At 46.5% G+C, this 21,294-nt stretch carries 17 protein-coding genes; 16 read left to right on the top strand and 1 reads right to left on the bottom strand.

Annotated features, from left to right (window positions below):
• From FSB84_RS26635 to FSB84_RS26615, 5 genes are all read left to right on the top strand, one after another.
• The gene (locus FSB84_RS26635) at window positions 1-828 is read left to right on the top strand and encodes a hypothetical protein (protein ID WP_130540879.1); all 828 of its coding nucleotides are present in this window, start codon (window positions 1-3) and stop codon (window positions 826-828) included.
• A 21-nt stretch (window positions 829-849) separates the two neighbouring features.
• Window positions 850-2,439, top strand: coding sequence for a glycoside hydrolase family 31 protein (locus FSB84_RS26630; RefSeq protein ID WP_207234229.1), 1,590 nt, complete (start codon window positions 850-852; stop codon window positions 2,437-2,439).
• A 123-nt stretch (window positions 2,440-2,562) separates the two neighbouring features.
• Complete coding sequence (locus FSB84_RS26625) at window positions 2,563-4,005, top strand: DUF4832 domain-containing protein (RefSeq protein WP_207234228.1); 1,443 nt, start codon at window positions 2,563-2,565, stop codon at window positions 4,003-4,005.
• A 24-nt stretch (window positions 4,006-4,029) separates the two neighbouring features.
• Window positions 4,030-5,976: a right-handed parallel beta-helix repeat-containing protein gene (locus FSB84_RS26620; RefSeq protein WP_147122374.1), complete on the top strand. Its 1,947-nt coding sequence runs from the start codon at window positions 4,030-4,032 to the stop codon at window positions 5,974-5,976.
• Between the two features lie 15 nt (window positions 5,977-5,991).
• Entirely contained in the window at window positions 5,992-6,423 is a 432-nt protein-coding gene (locus FSB84_RS26615; RefSeq protein WP_130540875.1) for a hypothetical protein, read from the top strand.
• A gap of 69 nt (window positions 6,424-6,492) precedes the next feature.
• On the opposite strand, the gene FSB84_RS26610 is transcribed toward FSB84_RS26615, so the two are convergent.
• The gene (locus FSB84_RS26610) at window positions 6,493-7,392 is read right to left on the bottom strand and encodes a LysR family transcriptional regulator (RefSeq protein ID WP_130540874.1); all 900 of its coding nucleotides are present in this window, start codon (window positions 7,390-7,392) and stop codon (window positions 6,493-6,495) included.
• Window positions 7,393-7,491: 99 nt separating this feature from the next.
• Between FSB84_RS26610 and FSB84_RS26605 the strand changes: the two genes are divergently transcribed.
• From FSB84_RS26605 to FSB84_RS26560, 11 genes are all read left to right on the top strand, one after another.
• The gene (locus FSB84_RS26605; protein WP_130540873.1) at window positions 7,492-8,475 is read left to right on the top strand and encodes an aldo/keto reductase; all 984 of its coding nucleotides are present in this window, start codon (window positions 7,492-7,494) and stop codon (window positions 8,473-8,475) included.
• A gap of 12 nt (window positions 8,476-8,487) precedes the next feature.
• Window positions 8,488-9,618, top strand: a complete 1,131-nt coding sequence (locus FSB84_RS26600; RefSeq protein WP_130540872.1) for an alkene reductase — start codon at window positions 8,488-8,490, stop codon at window positions 9,616-9,618.
• An 89-nt stretch (window positions 9,619-9,707) separates the two neighbouring features.
• Window positions 9,708-9,971: a hypothetical protein gene (locus FSB84_RS26595; protein ID WP_130540871.1), complete on the top strand. Its 264-nt coding sequence runs from the start codon at window positions 9,708-9,710 to the stop codon at window positions 9,969-9,971.
• 102 nt (window positions 9,972-10,073) lie between these two features.
• Entirely contained in the window at window positions 10,074-10,673 is a 600-nt protein-coding gene (locus FSB84_RS26590; protein WP_130540870.1) for an RNA polymerase sigma factor, read from the top strand.
• 95 nt (window positions 10,674-10,768) lie between these two features.
• Complete coding sequence (locus FSB84_RS26585; RefSeq protein WP_130540869.1) at window positions 10,769-11,938, top strand: FecR family protein; 1,170 nt, start codon at window positions 10,769-10,771, stop codon at window positions 11,936-11,938.
• A 177-nt stretch (window positions 11,939-12,115) separates the two neighbouring features.
• Entirely contained in the window at window positions 12,116-15,394 is a 3,279-nt protein-coding gene (locus FSB84_RS26580; protein ID WP_130540868.1) for a TonB-dependent receptor, read from the top strand.
• Window positions 15,395-15,424: 30 nt separating this feature from the next.
• Complete coding sequence (locus tag FSB84_RS26575) at window positions 15,425-16,816, top strand: RagB/SusD family nutrient uptake outer membrane protein (protein ID WP_130540867.1); 1,392 nt, start codon at window positions 15,425-15,427, stop codon at window positions 16,814-16,816.
• Window positions 16,813-18,621: a redoxin family protein gene (locus tag FSB84_RS26570; RefSeq protein ID WP_130540866.1), complete on the top strand. Its 1,809-nt coding sequence runs from the start codon at window positions 16,813-16,815 to the stop codon at window positions 18,619-18,621. The genes FSB84_RS26575 and FSB84_RS26570 overlap by 4 nt, the downstream gene beginning before the upstream one ends.
• 164 nt (window positions 18,622-18,785) lie before the next feature.
• Window positions 18,786-19,622, top strand: coding sequence for a helix-turn-helix domain-containing protein (locus tag FSB84_RS26565; protein ID WP_130540865.1), 837 nt, complete (start codon window positions 18,786-18,788; stop codon window positions 19,620-19,622).
• Window positions 19,623-19,632: 10 nt separating this feature from the next.
• Window positions 19,633-19,974: a hypothetical protein gene (locus FSB84_RS31290; protein ID WP_225980130.1), complete on the top strand. Its 342-nt coding sequence runs from the start codon at window positions 19,633-19,635 to the stop codon at window positions 19,972-19,974.
• The gene (locus FSB84_RS26560) at window positions 19,940-21,274 is read left to right on the top strand and encodes an aminopeptidase P family protein (protein ID WP_262713774.1); all 1,335 of its coding nucleotides are present in this window, start codon (window positions 19,940-19,942) and stop codon (window positions 21,272-21,274) included. The genes FSB84_RS31290 and FSB84_RS26560 overlap by 35 nt, the downstream gene beginning before the upstream one ends.
• The last annotated feature ends 20 nt before the right edge of the window (window positions 21,275-21,294 follow it).

The following is a 21,294-nucleotide window of genomic DNA, read 5'->3' as shown; positions in this document are numbered from 1 at the left end:
ATGAATAAGAAAAGCAAGTGGCTGTTTGCCGGGTTCATGGCCTCTTTGGTGCTGGCGCTCATCATTGTAAGCTGTAACAAGAACGACGATCATAACGGCGCTCCCTACGATATCGAAAATTCCCTCACCATATTCAAAGTGGATAATGTGAACAATGATCAGGATGTAACAGCTGAAGACACCATAGCCAGCATGTCCGGCCTCCAGGGAAAATATATTCCTGTAAGCGGTAATACCGGTTCTACCGCTGGTTTGGGAAAGATCTCCTTTCAACTGATGAACGAAGATGATGAACTGCTCAGCTCTACTGAGGTCACTTCATTCTATCGACCGGAATATCATATTTTCAATGTACAGCTAAACATACCCAAAGAGGCAAGGGGCGGTATATATAAAGTGCTGGTGACATCCTTCGATACGCACAATACTGAAATAGGAAAAAAGAGTTTTTATGGAAAAGATGTGCTGACCTGCGATCCGGTGGCAGACTGTATTGTAGCCAATCAGATCACCATCATGCTGGAAACACCTGCTACAACACCGGCTGATGAGGACATGTATATTTTCGGCAGTATCAATGGATGGGGTAGCCGCAATGAACCGCAATACAAATTCCATAAGAATCCGGATATGAATAACTGTTATTGCCTTAGTATTCCTTATCCTCCAGGACATACAGACTGGCAGCTGACAGAGATCTTTGTTTGTCGCGGTACCTGGGAAACTCAGGCTGTATCATTGACGGGTGCTGATGTTACCTGGAATTACACCACCACTGAACGTGGCGGAATATGGAAGATCAAAGTTGATAAATGGAGGGATAAATAAATGGAAAAACGTACATCTTGTTTGCGATCGTTGCTGGGGCTCTTATTCCTGTTGAATGTATTGATGACATCTGCGCAGCAAAGCATTACATTGTTACCCGATGAAAAATGGTATGGCGCTGCAGTGAATGAAAGTCAGCACACACCATTCCCGAAAGGATATACACTTAACCTGAACGGAGATGTCAGAGGTAACCAGGCTGCCCCTTTATTGCTTTCCAATAAAGGACGCTATATCTGGAGTGATGAGGCTTTTGCTTTCACAGTAACAGATAAGGAAATACAATTCAGTCAACAGAAAAATGTAACAATAGAAAAGGCCGGAAGCACACTGGCTGAAGCTTACAAAGCTGCTGCCAGAAAGTATTTCCCGCCTTCAGGAAAGATGCCGGATGAACTGTTGTTTTCCAAACCCCAGTACAATACCTGGATCGAGCTCATTTACGATCAAAACCAGAATGATATATTGAAGTATGCGCGCGCCATTATTGACAATGGTTTCGAGCCCGGTGTACTGATGATCGACGATAACTGGGCTCCCTACTATGGCCGCTTTGAATTCAGGAAAGACCGTTTTGCAGATGCAAGAGCCATGATCGATACCCTGCACCGGATGGGTTTTAAGGTGATGGTTTGGGTTTGTCCGTTTATCCGACCGGACTCAGAAGAGGCGCGTTTCCTGATGAAAAAGAAATGGGTGATGATGGAAAAGGAAAATAATGGAAACTGGGAAAATGCCACCAGGCCAGCCATTGTGCAATGGTGGAATGGCTTCAGCATGGTGATGGACTTTACCAATCTGGAAGCAATAAACTGGTACCAGCAGCAATTGGATAAACTGATCAAAGAATACGGCGTTGATGGTTTCAAATTCGATGCAGGTGATCCTGAATATTATCCTGCAAATACAATTTCTTTTCAACCCGCTGCAGCCAATCAGCATACAGAGCTATGGGGGGCTTTCGGTCTCAAATACCCGCTGAATGAGTATCGCGCCATGTGGAAGCGGGGAGGCGAACCACTCGCAGAGAGGCTGAGGGATAAACTGCATAACTGGGAAGATCTGCAAAAGCTGGTGCCGGGTATGACAGCCGCTGGATTACTGGGCTATCCTTTCACCTGCCCGGATATGATCGGTGGCGGTGACTACAGCTCCTTCGATAATGTGGATGCCGGCAAGCTGGACCAGGACCTCGTAGTGCGTTCTGCCCAATGCCATGCGCTTATGCCGATGATGCAATTCTCTGTGGCGCCCTGGCGGATACTGGACAGTCAGCACCTGTCCGCCATCAAAGAAGCGGTTGCATTGAGAAAGAAATTCACGCCGCTGATCATGGAGCTGGTAAGGGAAAGCGCTATCACAGGTGAACCAGTGGTAAGACATATGGAATATGTTTTTCCAAATGCAGGCTTCGCGGGCTGTAACGATCAGTTGATGATCGGCGATAGTATCCTGGTGGCGCCGGTTCTCGCAAAGGATAATAAGAGAAATGTTATGCTGCCGAAAGGAACATGGAAGTATATCGATGGAAGAAAATTCAAAGGACCAGCCAGGATCACTGTTGAAGCGGCTTTAAACCAATTGCCATTTTTCGAACTGGTAACAAGGTAGATTTTTTTCATTATTAGCATTTTACCCAAAATGAATGTCAGCGTGAAAATGTTTTTCTCTTTCCTGGTCATTGGACTAACCACAATGGTTTGTTCAAAACCGGTAAAATCATCTGCTCAGCATTTGGAAACCATTACTGTCAGTTATACTGAAAGTAATGAAGACTTCCCCAATCCTGAAAGAGGTTTTTACCGGTACAGTGAAACCTCTGCCGGTAATTTTATTCCGCTGGATCAGGACCAGCTGAAAGAATGGAGAAATGGAAAAAAAGCCGACGGTGGTAATTACAGTGTCAAAAGCACGCTGGTATTCCGTTATTACATTTTGAATGTTTTTAAAGACAAGCCCTTGTCTGCCGCTTTCCTGAACAGTGTAAAAGCTGATTTCGATATTGCCCGGAAAGCCGGATCTAAACTGATCCCCAGGTTCACCTACACCAATGCCTCCAACGCAGGCAATTGTCCTGAAGGTTTTATTTGTCCACCTTATGGTGATGCGCCTAAATCAATTGTACTGGGTCATATTGCGCAATTGAAAGACCTCTTTCATAACAATGCGGATGTGATTGCCTGTGTGCAGATGGGATTTATTGGAGTATGGGGCGAACAATATTACACCGATCATTTTGGTGATGCATCGCAGAACGGATCTGCAGGGAAACTGCTGGATGACAACTGGCGCGACAGAACAGATGTGCTCCGGGCACTCCTGGAAGCAGTGCCTGCAGACAGGATGATACAGGTGCGCTATCCGCAATTGAAACAACGCTTCGTTTACGGTATACAGGCGCTGACCAGTGCTGCTCCGCTGCTGGACAATGAAGCATTCAAGGGAACGGATAAAGCGCGTATCGGTTTTCACAATGACTGTCTCCTCGCTTCTCCCGATGATTACGGCACTTACGAGGATTATGGAAATTCCTCATCGGTACGCAGATCAGACCTGGCTGTTCTGAAAGAATACAAAAAGAAAGACAGCAGGTTTGTGGTGGTGGGTGGTGAAACCTGCACGGATGATTACAGTCCGCAAAATGATTGCGCGCCGGCAGGAATTGCACAAAGCGAACTGGAAAGCCTTCACTATAGTTTCCTGAACTGCGCTTACAATAATGATGTGAACAACGACTGGCAGACCGGTGGTTGCATGGAAGAGATTAAGAAAAGATTGGGATACAGGTTCGTACTGCAATCAGCCAGTTTTCCCAAAAGCCTGTCAGCAGGCCAGAAAATGAATTTCAGGATCCAACTGATCAACAGGGGATATGCTTCCTGCTATAATCCCCGTCAGGTGAAAATAGTTTTAAGAAACAGAACAACAGGACAACAATTTTCCATCGATACAGATGCCGATCCCCGAGCATGGTATAGCGGCGATATCAAATTGGAAAGCGACGTAACTGTACCCTCAACAGTTACACCCGGTGAATATGAGACTTTTTTATTCCTGCCCGACAAATATGGCAGCATTGGAAACCGCTCTGAATATGCTGTCCGTCTCGCAAACAATGATACCTGGGAGAGCGCAACCGGCTTGAACAAGCTGGGTATTTATCTAACCATAAAATAATCTTTCACTCCAAAAATTGCCATTATGGGAAACATGAGAAAAGCTGCGATGATCGCGGCACTACTATTCTATTGTCTGAACTTACTAGCGGTTGACAGGCATGTATATGCGCCTGCCTCCATCCAAACACAAATTGATGCCTGTGTGGCGGGAGACCGTGTGCTGGTCCATACCGGAACCTACAGTCAGGCGGTGGTGATCGCCAACAAAAATAATATCACCCTTACCAGTGCGGGTGATGGTGAGGCTATCATTGCCGGTAATGGTTCAGCGGTACATACTATTTATATCGAAAACTCAAGTACTGTAACCATTTCAGGACTTACTATCAGGAATACCCGAAAGCAGGCCTGGTCTACCGGCATCACTTTCATTGGCACAGGCAGTAACCTCACTATTTCAGGGAATAAGATCACTGAGATCTCATACGTGAACAAAAGCTGGGACCCAACGGATAATCCCGGCAGCAGCGGCGTTGGGGCCAATGGAATTGCAATCGTGGGCGACAACGCATCTTCGTCGATCAGTAATGTTTCCGTTATCAACAATGAAGTGTCTTACTGCATTACAGGTTGGAGCGAGGGCATTGCGCTGAAAGGGAATATAAACAATTTCAATATCGAGGGGAATAATGTACATCATATCACCAATATCGGGATCGATGTATTGGGATTGGCCACCTATCCGAATATTACAACCAATAACCAGCCTTCAAACGGCACTATCAAAGGCAATACCGCTTACAATTGCATTTGCAATTACACGGATAATGGCGCTATTTATGCCGATGGTGCGATGAATGTTTTGATCGCCAACAACAAAGTGTACAATAATAAATTCGGGATCACTGTTGGGTGCGAGAACCAGATCAACAAAGTCAACGCCACATCCAGCGGCATTCATGTAAGGAACAATCTTATCTACAATAATTCACTGGCGGGAATCTTGTATGGGTCCAACGGGGTGAACAATGGAAGTACGGAAGGCACTGTGTCTCACAGTTCGATAACGGGTAATACACTTGTGAAGAATGCGTCATCAAGCCAATGGGCGAGTGAGATCGTGCTGCAAAATGCAAATAATATTGATTGCTTCAACAATGTGATCTATGGGCGTTATGGTCAAATGTTCACGGTGGCTACTGGTGTTTCAGCCATCAATTGCAGGGCGAATTGTTATTACAACAGTGCTGCTTCCTTCAGCGCCAGTCAACAGACTGGTCCTGGTACCTGGACTGGTTTGGACCTGGCGGCCTTTCGCACTTTGACGAATGATAATGGAACTGATCAGTCCATTTTTTCTGACCCGTTGATCAGCAGCGCCAATGCAACAAACCCCGATCCTCATTTGCAATCGAACTCTCCCTGTATCAACGCCGGGAAATCCGGGTTCAGTCCATTTTCAGGAGAAGTGGATTTTGATGGTCAGCCAAGATTGAATGGTGCTAGAGTTGATATCGGTGTGGATGAAACCGGAACAACAAGCTCATGCCCGGCTATTTCTGTAAATGGAAATCTGAGCGACTGGAATGGTATTGCGGCTATCGCCACAGCTACAGGTCAGAGCACATTGACATTGAAAGTGACCAACAATGCGCAATCGTTGTTCTTTGGTGTTTCTGGTAGTGGGATGGACAATTCACAATATCAAATTTTTATCGATACCGATAACAATGCGGGCACAGGGTATCAAGACAGTCAGTACGGCTCTTCCGGCGCAGAATACCTGATTGAAAATGGACTTTTGTACAGGTACAATGGTACAGGTGGATGGTCATGGACGGCCGTTACTGCCACTATCAATGCGAACAAGTCCGGTACTGTTGCTGAGCTTGGCATCAACCGGTCAGCATTTACTTCCCTGGGTTCCACTATTAATGTTTCCTATAAGGACATGACTAACTGGGCTACACAGTCGAAATTGCCGGTAAGCGGTAGTTACGCAGCTTACACTTTAATTAATTGTCAATAATTAAACCTGAACAAGATGAGAAATATATATTGTTTTGCAGCCGCTCTTGTTTTTCTCTTTTCCTGCAGGAAAAATGTGGAAAGTTTAAACGATAATAATATAAACAGTATTGCAGGGCAATGGGCTTCCGTTCATATGGGTAATCCATTCCAGGTTACCATTGCTGAAAACAAGAAGTTCAGCATGGAATTCCCGGTCATCGTTAAGAAGGAGAGTGGTTCAAAGCCTGAGATTCTAGTCTGCAGGTTGAGCGGATCATGTATTCAACAGGATGGCTGGAATGAATTGCAGGCTGACCGTTTCAGCGTTCCGAATGAGGATTGGAATGTTGGATCGGATAATGCGATCTTTCAATCCATAACAAACCTTGATCTTGTTATCAACAGAGAAAACGCTACTCCACTAAGCTTCCGTATCACTGCCGGAAGGGCATTGATCAAAAAATGATTTGATCGGTTTTCCGGGAAAATGCTATCAATGGGAATACACCAGGCTTGTGATCCTGGTGTATTTTTTTCAGGTCATCTTTTGGGCGAAGATCTTTTTGATCTGGTTCACTTCATTGGTGTAGATGGTTTTTTTCCTGGTGCCGAAGTACAATGTGTTCTCGATTTTATTTTCACCTTCCCATAATAGTTTGAGCTCACCTGAGCGCATTTCTTCGCGGCAAAGAAAATCCGGGATCACGGATATACCATTGCCGTTGCGCAAACATCTTACGATGGAACTGATATTGGGAACAATATAGTTGGGTTTGAAATCCATATGGTACCTGAAATTCAGTTGCCAGAAGCGTTTCAGATGTTCCATATCTGCTGCCGTGCTGTACCAGAGTTGTTTCTTCAGCCAGTTGGCCGCCTCTTTCAGATTTTTTTCTTTGATGAATTTATGGAATGGTTTTGCATCCAGTTTGGCGCCACTGACTAATACAATGCGCTCACTGGAGAAGGCCTGGTATTCAAGATTCTTTTGATCGGCCTTGTGCGGCGTTACGATGAGGTCGAGCACGCCTTTGTCCAGATCATGGATCATCTGCGGATACTCTCCGAATTTGATGATGAGATTGAAAGGCAGTTTGGAGATATGCTCTTCCAGCGTGTACTGGAAAGTTTCGAAACACATGCCAACACTGATGGTGGAGCGTTCAGCTTGCGTACTTCTGCCGAAGACCTGTTCAACCGACAATAGTTTATCAATCGGTTCGATAATAAAATTATAGAGCACTTTTCCTCTCTCTGTGGGCACCATTCTTTTGGCGGACCTGTCGAATAATTTGTATCCGGTAAAGCCTTCCAGCGAATTCAGGTGAAGGCTCACGCCGGGCTGGGAAATGAAGAGCGCCTCTGCTGCACTGGTAAGCGTACCAAGTTCATAGATGGCTTTGAAGGTGCGGAGCCATTCAAGATTAATGGTCATGTTCCATAATTTTAGTAATGCAAAGGTATTACTTATGTTATTATGATAATAGGAGGCATAGTCTCAACTTTGTGCTGTCAAAATCAAAAAACAGAAAAAATGGAATACAGGAAACTGGGAAATACAGATCTGGCCTTGTCTGCCATCACTTATGGCGCATTTGCCATCGGAGGAAATATGTGGGGTGGTAATGAAAGGAAGGATTCTATCGCAGCAGTGCATGCCTCGCTCGATCATGGTGTTACTTCGCTCGATACGGCACCATTCTATGGGTTTGGACTTAGTGAGAAAATCATCGGAGAAGCATTGCAGGGAAAGGATCGCACCAAAGTGCAGATCCTCACCAAATTCGGACTGGTATGGGACGGAAGTAATAATGGAAAAGGAGAATATTTCTTCGATGCGGAAGACAATGGCAAATCCCTGCCCGTTTACAAATACGCTTCGAAAGAGAATCTCATAAAAGAAGTGGAAGAAAGCCTGCAGCGTTTACGTACAGACTATATCGATCTTTTGCAGCTGCACTGGCCGGATACCACAACGCCCATCGACGAAACGATGCTGGCCCTGCAACAATTGCTGCAACAGGGAAAGATACGCGCAGCAGGCGTAAGCAATTATAGTGTTGAGCAATTGCAGGATGCAGGTAAAACAATTACGCCTGCTTCCAACCAGGTACCGTACAGCATGCTGAACAGGAGTATCGAAAAAGAAATGGTCCATTATGTGCGCGAAAAGAAGATCGGGATCATCGCCTATAGTCCGCTCGAGCGCGGACTGCTATCTGGAAAATATTTCTCCGGTGCCAAACTGAAAGACGATGATCATCGCAATGGTTATTTCGGACAGTTCGATCCTGAAGCTGTTAAAACATTGCTCACGGCACTGGCTCCGCTGGCGGAAGACAAAGGCGCTTCACTGGCCCGGCTGGTATTGAGGTGGACCACACAGCAGCCAGGCATCACCGTTGCGCTGGCCGGCGCAAGGAATGCAGAGCAGGCTGCCAGCAATGCAAAGTCCATGGACTTCACACTCACGCAACAGGAACTTGATTTCATCCAGGCACAATTACAGCAACTGTAAAAAAATAGAATAATGAAACTCTTCCATCCATATAGTTTAGAAGATTTGAAACTGTCTAACAGGATCGTGATGCCGCCCATGACCAGGTCCAGGGCGGGTAAGAACGAAGTGGCCACTGAGATGATGGCCGAATATTATGCACAACGCGCATCTGCCGGACTGATCATTTCCGAGGGAACGCAGATCAGTCGCCAGGGACAGGGTTATGCCTGGACGCCCGGCATCTACACCGAAGCGCAGATAGAAGGTTGGAAAAAAGTGACGGATGCCGTTCACAAAAAAGGCGGACTGATCTTCGCGCAGCTATGGCATGTTGGCCGTGTATCACATGTGTCGATTCAACCGGCGCAACAAGCGCCTGTAGCGCCTTCCGCGTTGCTGGCTGAAGGCGTGAAAGTATTTGTGGATGTATCAGGCAAAGGTCCGGATACAGGCGTTGGCGAAATGATACAGCACTCCATGCCTCGCGAGCTCAGTGTCCCGGAGATCAAAAGTATTATCGGAGAGTATGCGCAGGCTGCGCGCAATGCTATTGAAGCAGGATTTGACGGAGTGGAGCTGCATGGCGCCAATGGTTACCTGATAGAGCAGTTCATCGATTCACAAACCAATCTCCGGCAGGATGAATATGGCGGAGATCTGAATGGCAGGTTACGTTTCCTCCGGGAAGTAACAACGGCAGTAGCCGATGCGATCGGGAAACACAGGGTAGGCGTGCGCCAGGCGCCGCTTACCACGCTGATGGGCGCTAAGGATGATACACCGGAGATCACGTATATTGAAGCTGCAAAGGTCCTCGATGAGATCGGCATTGCGTATATCCATATCGCGGAAGCCGATTGGGATGATGCGCCGGTAATGCCGGTTGCATTCAAGGAGGCTTACAGAAAGGCATTCAGGGGAACGCTTATCTATACTGGTAAATATGATCTGAGGCGCGCGGAGGAAGCCATCGATAGAGGATGGGCAGACCTGATCTCTTTCGGCAGGCCGTTCATCGCCAATCCAGATCTTCCTTACCGGATGAAGAACAATATTCCGCTCAATATACCAGACAGGGCCCGATTCTTTGGTGGTGGCGCGGCGGGCTATATCGATTATCCTTTTGCTGACCGCTGCAATGGTTGCGAAATAAAACCATAGAAGTGAACAGTGGTTGGAATTATTTTCGGTTCTATTACAGAATTTCCTGAATGCGGGCGATATTTGCAGCTGAACCAACCACAAGCCCCATGATTTCAGTAGGAGGAACAGCGATAAAGAATTTCAAAAAAGATTTCACTGTAGATGGCGAAACCATCACCATCGATTTCATCACCATGAACTGTGTTGAAAAGCAACTCTATCAATTATACATTCCTTATAATGACGGCACCGTGAGGGTGCACGTACAAAGAAATGAGAACGGGGATTTCAAAATAATGGGAGATAATGTTTGTCCGGCTAAATTCCTTCCCCTGGAAGCGGCCTTCGATGAGGCGATCAAGAATTATTGATTTCTATTTTTCAATATTCAATTATTCAGGCCATGCGATCCAATGACGGATAGCATGGCTTTTTCGTTCTGAATCGATATTTTTGATTCCAAAGGGTTGTTTTTGGCAGAGCCGGTACCATACGATGAAAAAGAACTGATTCTACGGGTTGCGGATGGAGATCAGCAGGCGTTCAGAATGCTGTACGATCAATATGTACAGCATGTGTACGGAATAGCCTTGCAATTGATGAAATCGCCGGACCTGTCGCAGGACCTCACGCAGGAGATCTTTGTGCGGGTTTGGATAAAAAGAGCCATTCTTCCGGAAGTGGAACAGTTCAGGCCCTGGCTGAACACCATCACCCGCAACCTGGCCCGCGATTATTTGCGTAAAAAAGTAATAGCACCGGATTATGAACCTTATCTGCTCGGCTTCTTTGCCGATCTTTCCCCTTCTGCGGAAGAAGAGCTGGCCCACCGGCAATTACAGCAGGTGATGAAGGAAGCAATCGATCAGCTTTCCCCGCAACTCAAGACCGCTTTCACGCTGAGCCGTTTCAGAGGTATGACGCATGAACAGATAGCCCGGGAGATGCAGATTTCCCCTACAACCTCTAAAAGCCACCTGGTACGCGCACTTGCTTCCATCCGCAGTTACCTGAAAGTACATTATCCTGAAGTGGCCATTGTAGTTACAGTACTGCTGAGCCCCAGGGGCTGAAATTTTTTTTCTTTTCAATGCCTTACCCCCTGTACTGTTTTGCGTCCTGTTATTAGAATACCCAACAACATTGCATTCCATCGAAAAATGTGAATATGGCCGACAAAGAATTTGAGGAACTCTTTCGAAAATACCTGGGCGACAATATGACGCAGGAAGAGTTCCTGCGGTGGAAACAAATGATGCAGGATGATGCTTACAGCCAGGAGCTGGAAGCACACCTGGAAGCATTGGTGAATACAGACCAGTCTTCAGCAGGTATCGATGCGCCTGTGGAAAAAATGTACCGTCATATTGCAGCCGGAAGTTTACCGTCCCAACGAAAGTCTGTACAGATGCGCCACTATATTCGCCTGGCCGCCGCTGCCGTGGTGTTGCTGCTTGCCGGCGCGGGAATGTTTGTACTGTTTTTGGATAATGGAAAAAAACACACTGATCCTATGAAGCCGGTTATTGCAGAATCGCTGGACATGCTGCCTGGCAGCAATGGCGCCGTACTTACACTCGCCAATGGAAAGATGGTAGTGCTCGATAATATGCAGAATGGAGTGATCTCCCTGGAGAGCAATGGTAAAGCGGTCTTGGAAAATGGCGCATTGAAGTATGAAGCCGATGGCTCAACAGCAGGGGAGATACAATTCAATACTGTAACAACGGCAAAGGGCCGTCAGTTCCAGGTTCGCCTGCCGGATGGTTCAAGGGCCTGGCTGAATGCCGCCAGCAGCCTCACCTATCCAACCAGATTCGCCGGTGAAGAAAGAAATGTAAAAGTAACCGGTGAAGTATATTTTGAAGTGAGCAGACAAAAGAACATGCCCTTCAAAGTGGTAACGCCAGATCAATCCTTCATTGAAGTAACAGGCACCAGTTTTAACGTGAATGCTTATCACGATGAAGCAGCCGTTACCACCACACTCACGGAAGGCGCTGTAAATGTACATGCAGGTAATAGATACAGGGCTATCAGACCAGGGCAGCAGGCCGCTGTAAAAGGCGGGCAGATCAATGTGATCGATGGTGCTGATACAAGCCAGGTATTGGCCTGGAAGAATGGTGTGTTTGATTTGAACAATGCAGAACTGCCAACCGTGATGAGGCAACTGGCGCGCTGGTACGATGTAAATATAGAATACGAGAAACAACCGCCTGTGCGCTTCGGTGGAAAAATGCAACGTAATCTGAAACTGTCGCAGGTGCTGAACGGCTTATCCGGTATGGGTGTGCAGTTCAGGATCGAAGAAGGGAGGAAGCTGGTTGTATATTGATCAATATCGGACAATGGTGGATGCCATCTCATTCCTGCCAATAAAAAAACACTTCAGATACTGTTAAACCTGACCTGAATTCATTCCAATAAAAAAGACCGGAAGTGATTCGAGCACCTCCGGCCAAAGTTTGGATCGACTGCTAATTATTGTTCAACCCAAAACTGTTACGAAGTTATGCAAATCAAAGCGCTTTGTGACCAGGCTGCTATTGTCTGGCGCGGCCTGGGTACCAAAACAATTCTGAAAACAATGAAACTGACCGCCTTTTTCATGCTCGCTTTCAGCCTTACCATTTCCGCCAGGGGCTTATCCCAAACGGTTACCCTGAGTGGAAAGGAGATCCCCCTGAAAAAGATCTTTGCTGAAATAGAAAAACAAACAGGCTACTTTGTAGTGTGGAGCAAAGATCAGATCAGCCAATCGAAACCTGTTGATGTACAGGCCAGCAAACAGCCCCTGGAAAGCTTTATCAAACAGGTATTGAAGGATCAGCCTTTGGAATATACCATCGAGAATCAAACCATCTTCATCAGGCAGAAGAAGAGCCCGCCTGCTAAAAATCACCTGAGCATTACCGTTGCAGCAGATCCCGTGACCGGGTATGTGAAAGACAGTGATGGCGAGCCTTTGACCGGTGCAACGGTTACCATCAAGGGGACCAGTACTTCGGTGGCAACAGGTATCAAGGGTTATTTCATGATCAATGCGCAACCCGGACAAACACTGGTGTTCTCATTTGTTGGTTATGAAACGCGGGAACAGAAAGTGGGAAGCGGTGAGATGATGGTGGTATTGTCTGCTTCCGCCAATGCGCTGGATGAGATGGTGATTGTTGGTTATGGCACTGCAGTGAGAAGGAGCAATACCGGTACAGTGGCAACGGTGAAGAATAAAGATATTGTTTCACAACCCGTAGCCGATCCGCTGGCTGCTTTGCAGGGCCGGGTGGCAGGCTTGTTCGTTTCCACTTCCAGTGGTTTCCGGGGTTCCAACTTTACCGTTCGTTTGCGTGGACAAAATTCGATCGGTGGAGGGAATGATCCGTTATATATCATTGACGGAGTTCCATTCTTTTCAGAGTCCATCGATCAGTTCACCAGCGCCGGGGGCAATCAAAGTCCGCTTGCAAGCATCAACCCATCTGATATCGAACGTATCGATGTATTGAAAGATGCTGATGCTACCGCCATCTATGGATCAAGGGGCGCCAATGGTGTGATCCTGATCACTACGCGAAAAGGAAAAACAGGAAAAACACAATTCGATTTCAATATTTATACCGGCGCCAGCAAAGTGGTAAATAAAGTGGACATGCTGAGCACGCCCGAATATGTGGCCCTGCGTAAGGAGGCATTTGCCAATGATGGTGAAACGCCCGATGATCAAAATGCCCCTGATCTCGTACTCTGGGATCAGAATAAAACCACTGACTGGCAGGATATGATCATCGGCAATACAGCCAAACTTACACAGGTGCAGGCATCGGTGTCTGGCGGTAATGAACAGACCAGGTTCCTCCTCAGCACTTCCTACCGCCATGAAACTACCGTACTGCCCAATGATCTTCCTTTTCATCGCGGAGCAGTTTATCTGAACCTGGACCATTCCAGCGTTGATAAAAAATTCAACATCACCACTTCCGTGAGTTATTCGGGAATTAAGGACAGATCGCTTGCTTCCGACGTTACATCTTTCTATAATTTCGCTCCGAACTATCCTGTTTATGATGATGAAGGAAAGTTCTACTGGTACCGCAATGCGCAGAACCCGATTGCTTACCTGCAAAGACGCAACACCAATAAAACAAAGAACCTGGTGGCCAATTCCGTGATCAGGTATACGGTGTTGCCGGGCCTGAATGTGAAGACCAGACTGGGGCTTACTCAAACCAATATGGACCAGATGCAGGTGTATCCGAAGGTCGTTTTCAACCCGGAATCCTCTATCGGCAGCATGACTTATTTCGGTAACAGTGAAGTGTCTTCCTATATCATCGAGCCGCAGGTGGATTATACACGCAGGATTGGTGAAGGTAAACTGCAATTATTGGCGGGTGGCAGTTGGCAGGAAAACACCAGGCAGGGTAAAAGCTTTATTGCTGATGGTTTTTCCAGCGATGCATTGCTGGAAGATATCGGCTCGGCAGGATCAGTTACGGTGCGGACACCTACACTTTACAAGAAATATAATTACAATTCATTTTTCGGAAGGGCCACTTATAACTGGAAAGAAAAATACATTGTGAATGCCAGCTTCAGGAGGGATGGTTCTACACGTTTCGGTCCTGGTTACCGCTTTGGTAATTTCGGTGCTGTAGGTGCAGCATGGATATTCACTGAAGAAGATTTTTTCCCTGATAACAATGTGATCAGCTTTGGTAAATTAAGGGCCAGCTATGGAACAACAGGTAACGATCAGATAGATGAATACAGGTACCTGGAAACCTGGAAGTCAACTTCCTTCGCTTATGACGGCGTTTCAGGCATCTATCCCTCCAGACTCGCCAATCCTTTATTCCGATGGGAAGAGAACAAGAAGTTGGAAGCTTCACTGGAACTGGGTTTTCTGAATGATAGAATTTTATTGACAACGAATTTTTACAGGAATATTTCAGGCAACCAACTGGTGGACTTTGCACTCACGCCACAGGTAGGTTTTACTGAAATGACTGCCAATTTCCCGGCTACAGTTCTGAACACAGGTTGGGAATTTGAATTGAATTCCACCAATATCAGCAATAAGGATCTTACCTGGAAAACTGAGCTCAATCTCACAGTGAACAAAAACAAGCTGAAAGAATTTCCTGATCTGGAATCATCCACCTACAAAGATTTATATGTTTTAGGCCAGTCGCTCACTATCGTCAGGGGATTCCAGTTCAATCGTATCGATCCACAAACAGGTCTGCCTGAATTTGAAGATATCGATAAGAGCGGTGACATTTCCGATCCCGATGATTTCGTAATACTGGGCAAAACAATGCCAGATTATTTTGGAGGTTTCAGGAATACTTTCACCTACAAAGGATTTGAGCTCGATTTCCTGTTCCAGTTCGTAAAACAGGATGGTAGAAATATCAACTACGGATACCTGTCCAATCAGCCCGGAGCTTTAGAGAACATGACTGTAGATGCTTTGAACCGTTGGCGCAAACCCGGGGATATCGTGAATCTTCCCAAAGCCAGCCTCACTACCGATGGAGCTGATTACCGTACTTACCGTTTGTCTTCCGCCATGTGGGGAGACGCCAGCTATATCAGGTTGAAGAATCTTTCATTGCGATATGATCTGTCCAAACTGGTAAAACGCTACAAGCTGAACAACCTGAGTGTGTATGTGCTGGGGCAGAATCTGATCACCATCACCAGTTATGATGGCTTCGATCCGGAAACACAGGGGCTGGTGATGCCGCCGCTGAGAACGATCACTGCAGGTTTACAGTTCACTTTCTAAATGGTATTCCTACAATCAAAAAATGAAATTATGAAACGCATTCACATACTATTGGCAGGGTGGTTGATAATGGGGTCAATGTCCTGCAACAAATTTGTTGAAACCCCGGATCCCAATAATGAACTGGCTTCTGCGCTGACCTTCACTGATGATAAAACGGCTACAGCCGCCATAGTGGGGCTGTACAGCAATATGAACTCCTTCAATTATTTCTGGGCCAATGTGCTGATGAATTATCTCACTGCCATGCAGGCGGATGACCTGTACTATTTTACAGGTTTCGAGAATTATGATGTGTTCAGGAAAAATTCGCTGTTGCCTTCCAGTCAGTATGTACAAAGCATGTGGGCTGATCAGTATTCTTATGTTTATCATGCCAACTCTTGCATTGAAGGATTGACAAAGACAACTTCATTGTCCGAGCCTGTAAGGAAACAGTTGTTGGGTGAAGCTTATTTCATGCGCGCCTTCCTGCATTTCTACCTGGTGAATATGTATGGCGATGTGCCACTGATCACCAGTACGGATTATATCGCCAACGGTGTGAAGCCCCGTGAAAAAACAGCCGTGGTATATGATCAGATCATTGCTGATCTGAAAGAGGCTAAGAATCTGATGGAGGATAATTATCCTACTGCCAACCGTGTTCGCCCCAATAAAGCTGCTGCCACTGCATTACTGGCTCGCGCTTACCTGTACACGAAACAATGGTCGCTGGCTGAAGCAGAGGCTACGCTGGTGCTGGATAATTCCCTGTATGATCTGCTGACAGACCTGAACTCCGTTTTCCTGGCCAATAGCCGTGAAGCGATCTGGCAATTGATGCCTGTGAATCTGGCAGGTGGCCGCAATACCTGGGAAGGTTTTACTTCAACACCTGCAACCCCAACAGGAACACCGCTCTTCAGGCTGGATACTACCCATCTCATAGAGAAATTCGAGCCCAATGATAAAAGGCTGGCCAACTGGACCGGTTTCAGGAAACTGAGTTCCGGCGCTACTGTGTACTTTCCGTATAAATACAAAGTGCGTACAACCACCATCGGTACACTCACAGAATATTCCATGGTAATGCGCCTGGCCGAGCAATTCCTGATCCGTGCTGAAGCGAGAATACAGCAAAGCAAACTGGATGATGGCCGTGCCGACCTGGATTCCATACGCATTCGCGCAGGACTGTTGGCATTGCCGGAAACACTTGATAAAAGTGAACTGCTGCTGGCAGTAGAGCAGGAGAGGCATATGGAACTGTTTGTTGAATGGGGGCATCGCTGGTTCGATCTGAAACGTACAGGCAGGTCCGATGCAGTATTGAAACCCATCAAAGACGCCAACTGGCAGTCTACGGATACCTTGTATCCCATTCCTTTGAATGCGATGAAAACGAATGTTTACCTGGAACAAAACGACGGATACAAATGATGATCAAAAAATTGATCAGTACAGCCATGGCAATCATGGCTGTACTGATCCTTACTGCACAAAAACGCCTGAGCATTATTCCTGAATTCCCGCAGCGGGGACAAACCGTTACCGTCAACTTCGATCCTCGGATAGCCGGCGCCGGTAGTTCCGGAAAATCAATTGGGCCGGATGCAGGAATTGTTACCCTTGTATTCAGCTCTTCCACACTGTATGATCAGCCATACAGGGTTGATATGGAAAAGAGAGGAGGGATTTGGACGATATCTTTTCCGCTGGAACGTTATGCCACTTTTGCCAGCTTCTATCTGCAGAGCGGAGAGATAATTGAAGCACCAGCCAAAGGGCATTACGAAATAATGGTGTATGATAAAAAAAGAAAACCTGTATTCAGCGCCAATCTGCACCGCGGTTATAGCCTGAACCAGCAGCTGGGTAAATCGCCCGGGCTGGCAGCAGCACAGGCTGCAATGTTCAAAAAAGAACTGGAACTCTATCCGGATAATTATGAAGCGAAGCTGAGGTTACTGACCAGTCAGATGAATGCCGCACCGGAAAATGGAAAAGAGAAATTAAGGAAAGAGGCATTGAAGGTGATATCCGATCGTTTTTATGCGGCTCCCACCAACGGAGGTAACCTGAATAAAGTGACGATGGGGTATCATATCATCGGCGAACCACAGCGGGTGGACAGTATCAGGAAAGTGGTGATTGAAAAGTATGCAGGCTCCGATCTTGCCTGGGAGTATTACATTGGTCAGATTTCCCGGGAGAAAGATACAGCCACAAAAATCGCATTGCTTGAGAAAGCGCTGCAACATGAGACTACTACCAATGGCAACGCATTTACAGGCGCCCATGAGCGCTTGTTTGAATTGTTCGCTGCAAAAAAAGACAGTACAAAAGCCCTGTACCATGCAGGTTTCATGCGAAGGGGTGAAAAAGATCCTTATACGCCGCGCATGTACAAAGAGATCACGCAGACCTTGCTGGATAATGACCTGGCGCTGGACAGTGCAGCCTGGTATGCTGAACATACTTTATCGATGGCCGATAGTTTCCCCGTGGGAGTGATCCGCTACTGGCCGGAAACTGGCTATGTATATCCTTATACCAACGACAGCATGCGTCAATCTGTATATAGCACTGCCCGCGGAAATCTTTTGTCCATGCTGGCGCAGATCAACTACAAACGCGGCCGGATAACCGAAGCTCAGCAAAATATCGATGCTGCATTGCAGGCGGCCCTCGACAAAGAAACTGCTGATAATGCCGCCTGGTTCTTCCGGAAAACAAATCAGCCTGGGCGTCTCGATCAGTTGCAGGCTGCCAGATTGAAGCTGATGAAAAAGGATGTGGCGAAAAAAAGAATACGGATCCCGGCTCCTTCCCTGAAACATTTCACTACCCTGGATGGAAAGCCGGTAGACACGAATGCGTTGAAGAATAAAGTGCTGCTGATAGATTTCTGGGCAACCTGGTGTGGTCCCTGCATGGAGGAAATGCCTTATATCCAGAAATTGTACGATGCCTGCAAACAAAATCCTGATGTAGTGTTCATGGTAGTGAACAGCGGTTCCCGCAATACACTCAAAGACGCACAGAGCTGGTTTGGAAACCGTAAATACAGTTTTCCGGTTTACTACAATACTGATCCGGCAGTAGGAGATAAGTTCAAATTCAGTGTAATCCCTGCTACCTATATCATCAACCGGGAAGGGTACATTGAATTCAGTAACATCGGTTTTGAAGGAGCAGATATCGAAATGAAATTGAAATTGCAGATCGAGATGGCCTTACAATGATGTTTTGGTTCTCCGGATCATTAACGAAATATCGTCAATCCTGAAGTGGATTGACGATATTTCGTTAATGATAGTTTCCTGTTTTGCATTAATGCACTGAAGTTCAGTTTAGTATCCTTTGGCATTGCCTTTGGCTTGATAATGTGAACTTCAAAACCTTCGTCATGAATATTCTGTCCAACTCCGGTAGGTCCATTCAATACCGCGACTCATTCATTTCCATACAAACCTATGTTCCGTTTTCTATTTTCAGCACGCAACATACCCGTCATCGTTTATTGTTCGTATTGAGCGGCGCTGCCACAGTAGAGCACGGCGCCGGTGTTTACAGGCTGGAAGCCGGTCAGTTGATTTACCTGAAACGCGACATTGCTGTTTCGCTCACAGCCGGCGATGCTTCACTGGAGATCATCACGGCTGTAATAGGAGAAGAACTTCTGCTGGAATTTACGCGCATGGCTGCATTACCCGAAGGACCTGCATTGCAGGATGCCGTAACGGTACATGATATTACCCCACAACTGGAAGATTACTTCATTACACTTGTCCATTATTTTACTTCGGAAAATGGGGTAGAGCCATCCCTCGCCAGGATCAAATTGCTGGAACTCCTGTATTGTATCGGCGCCAAACATCCTGTACTTCTGAAACAACTGCTGCAATGGAAGCAACAGGTATACGGCGATATCATGACCGTTGTTTGTGATAACCTGGAAAACTCCCTGACGCTTTCACGACTGGCAAAATTATCAGGCAGAAGTCTTTCCAGCTTTAAAAGGGATTTCCATGCCATCAATAATATGGCGCCTTCCCGATGGATCAGACAGAAGAAACTGGAAAAGGCAAAGGAGATGGTAGCCAATACGTCACTTGCGGTTGCAGATGTATGTTATACCCTGGGTTTTGGAAACGTTACGCATTTTTCGAGATTGTTCAAGTCGTATTTTGGCGTTTCTCCATCTGAGTTCAAAAGGAATAAGCAACAACTGAAAGTAGCCTGAAAATATTTGTATGAGTTTGAGAATCGGCTGCTTCCTGCTGGTATTGTTCATTGCTATGCTGGTTCCAATATGTTTTTACAGCAAGGCGCAGACTGTGACCGGTAGAATATCGTCCTGCAATGGCTTTCAGGCTGCTTCCGTATGGAATGATCAACCAGGTTGGTTAATTCATGCCGGGCAGAAAATTGTAATAGTGGAATTGCGTCTTTCCGCCAGCAGTAAATCCCGTAAATTGCTGATCAAATCCGATTGTAATGCATTTGAATACTTTCAGCAAAGACGTGTACGTAAGTCGCAGGAAACAGTTGAGCGAAACCATGCAAAATGGGCTACTGGTTTTCATGGGAAATGAAGAGAGCAGTATGAACTACCGGGATAACTGGTATCCGTTCAGGCAGGACAGTACCTTCCTTTATTATTTTGGACTGGACATTTCCGGACTGGTGGCGGTGATAGACCTTGACAATAACAAAGAGATCATTTTCGGAAATGAGCTGAGCATCGATGATATTATCTGGACTGGCCCGCAGCCCGGATTGCAGGAGCTGGCGCAGGCTGTAGGCGTGCAGAAAAGTGGTCCGGTTACACAGTTGGTTATACTATTGCAGCAGGCGCAAAAAAGTGGACAATCCATTCAGCTCCTTCCGCCATACCGCCCTGAAAACAAGATCAAATTATCTGCCTGGCTGAATACAACATTGCCTGGCATCGAACAATTTATTTCTGTTCCTTTCATCAAAGCAGTGATCAGCCAGCGTGAAATAAAAGAAGCGATCGAACTGGAAGAAATGCACAAAGCCTGCTCCATCAGTGCCGATATGCACCTGGCTGTGATCCAAAATGCAAAGCCTGGTATGAAAGAATATGAGCTGGCTGCAATGGCGGAATCAATTGCCATGAGCCATTGGGGGCGCGTTTCATATCCAACCATCCTTTCCGTAAATGGGCAGGTCCTGCACAATCATTACCACGGCAATACCATACAGGACGCACAAATGATCCTCTGTGATGCAGGTGCAGAAACCAACAGGCATTATGCAGGCGATCTCACACGCACCACGCCGTCGGGTAAACGCTTTACCGGCAAGCAGGAGGAATTGTATACTATAGTGCTTGATGCCATGGACCATGCAGTAAGCCTGCTGAAGCCTGGTATCACTTTCAGGGAAGTGCATACACAGGCCTGTATCCGCCTGCTGAGTGGTCTCAAACAGGTTGGACTGGTGAAAGGCGATCCCGAAGAAGCAGTAGCCAATGATGCGCATACCCTTTTCTTCCAATGCGGGCTCGGACATATGATCGGACTGGATGTACATGACATGGAAGACCTCGGGGAAGAATATGTTGGCTATTCGGATATTCTGAAAAAAGGAACAAGCTTTGGCTGGAAATCACTTCGCCTGGGTAAAACGCTGCAGGCTGGATTCACGCTCACCGTTGAGCCAGGCATTTACATTATTCCTGAATTGATAGACAAATGGAAAGCAGTGAATAAACTGGGTGACTTCATCAATTATGAACTGCTGGAAGACTACCGGCATTTCGGAGGCATCCGTATCGAAGACAATTATGTGATCAACGGAACCGGAAGTGAAAAACTGGGCAAACATCTTCCCAAAACATTGGACGATCTTTATGCCGCGAGAGGGTAATTGCCCAATTTCCCTAAAAG

Origin of the sequence: Pseudobacter ginsenosidimutans (genome assembly GCF_007970185.1) — a bacterium.
Taxonomy (GTDB): Bacteria; Bacteroidota; Bacteroidia; order Chitinophagales; family Chitinophagaceae; genus Pseudobacter; species Pseudobacter ginsenosidimutans.
This window is presented reverse-complemented; position numbering and strand designations above follow the sequence as displayed.

Bases quoted from the DNA above. Each gene is read 5' to 3' on its own strand.
- FSB84_RS26635 (WP_130540879.1), top strand. From the start codon at position 1: ATGAATAAGAAAAGCAAGTGGCTGTTTGCCGGGTTCATGGCCTCTTTG.
- FSB84_RS26620 (WP_147122374.1), top strand. From the start codon at position 4,030: ATGGGAAACATGAGAAAAGCTGCGATGATCGCGGCACTACTATTCTAT.
- FSB84_RS26615 (WP_130540875.1), top strand. From the start codon at position 5,992: ATGAGAAATATATATTGTTTTGCAGCCGCTCTTGTTTTTCTCTTTTCC.
- FSB84_RS26610 (WP_130540874.1), bottom strand. From the start codon at position 7,392: ATGACCATTAATCTTGAATGGCTCCGCACCTTCAAAGCCATCTATGAA.
- FSB84_RS26605 (WP_130540873.1), top strand. From the start codon at position 7,492: ATGGAATACAGGAAACTGGGAAATACAGATCTGGCCTTGTCTGCCATC.
- FSB84_RS26600 (WP_130540872.1), top strand. From the start codon at position 8,488: ATGAAACTCTTCCATCCATATAGTTTAGAAGATTTGAAACTGTCTAAC.
- FSB84_RS26595 (WP_130540871.1), top strand. From the start codon at position 9,708: ATGATTTCAGTAGGAGGAACAGCGATAAAGAATTTCAAAAAAGATTTC.
- FSB84_RS26585 (WP_130540869.1), top strand. From the start codon at position 10,769: ATGGCCGACAAAGAATTTGAGGAACTCTTTCGAAAATACCTGGGCGAC.
- FSB84_RS26580 (WP_130540868.1), top strand. From the start codon at position 12,116: ATGCAAATCAAAGCGCTTTGTGACCAGGCTGCTATTGTCTGGCGCGGC.
- FSB84_RS26575 (WP_130540867.1), top strand. From the start codon at position 15,425: ATGAAACGCATTCACATACTATTGGCAGGGTGGTTGATAATGGGGTCA.
- FSB84_RS26570 (WP_130540866.1), top strand. From the start codon at position 16,813: ATGATGATCAAAAAATTGATCAGTACAGCCATGGCAATCATGGCTGTA.
- FSB84_RS26565 (WP_130540865.1), top strand. From the start codon at position 18,786: ATGAATATTCTGTCCAACTCCGGTAGGTCCATTCAATACCGCGACTCA.
- FSB84_RS31290 (WP_225980130.1), top strand. From the start codon at position 19,633: ATGAGTTTGAGAATCGGCTGCTTCCTGCTGGTATTGTTCATTGCTATG.
- FSB84_RS26560 (WP_262713774.1), top strand. From the start codon at position 19,940: ATGCAAAATGGGCTACTGGTTTTCATGGGAAATGAAGAGAGCAGTATG.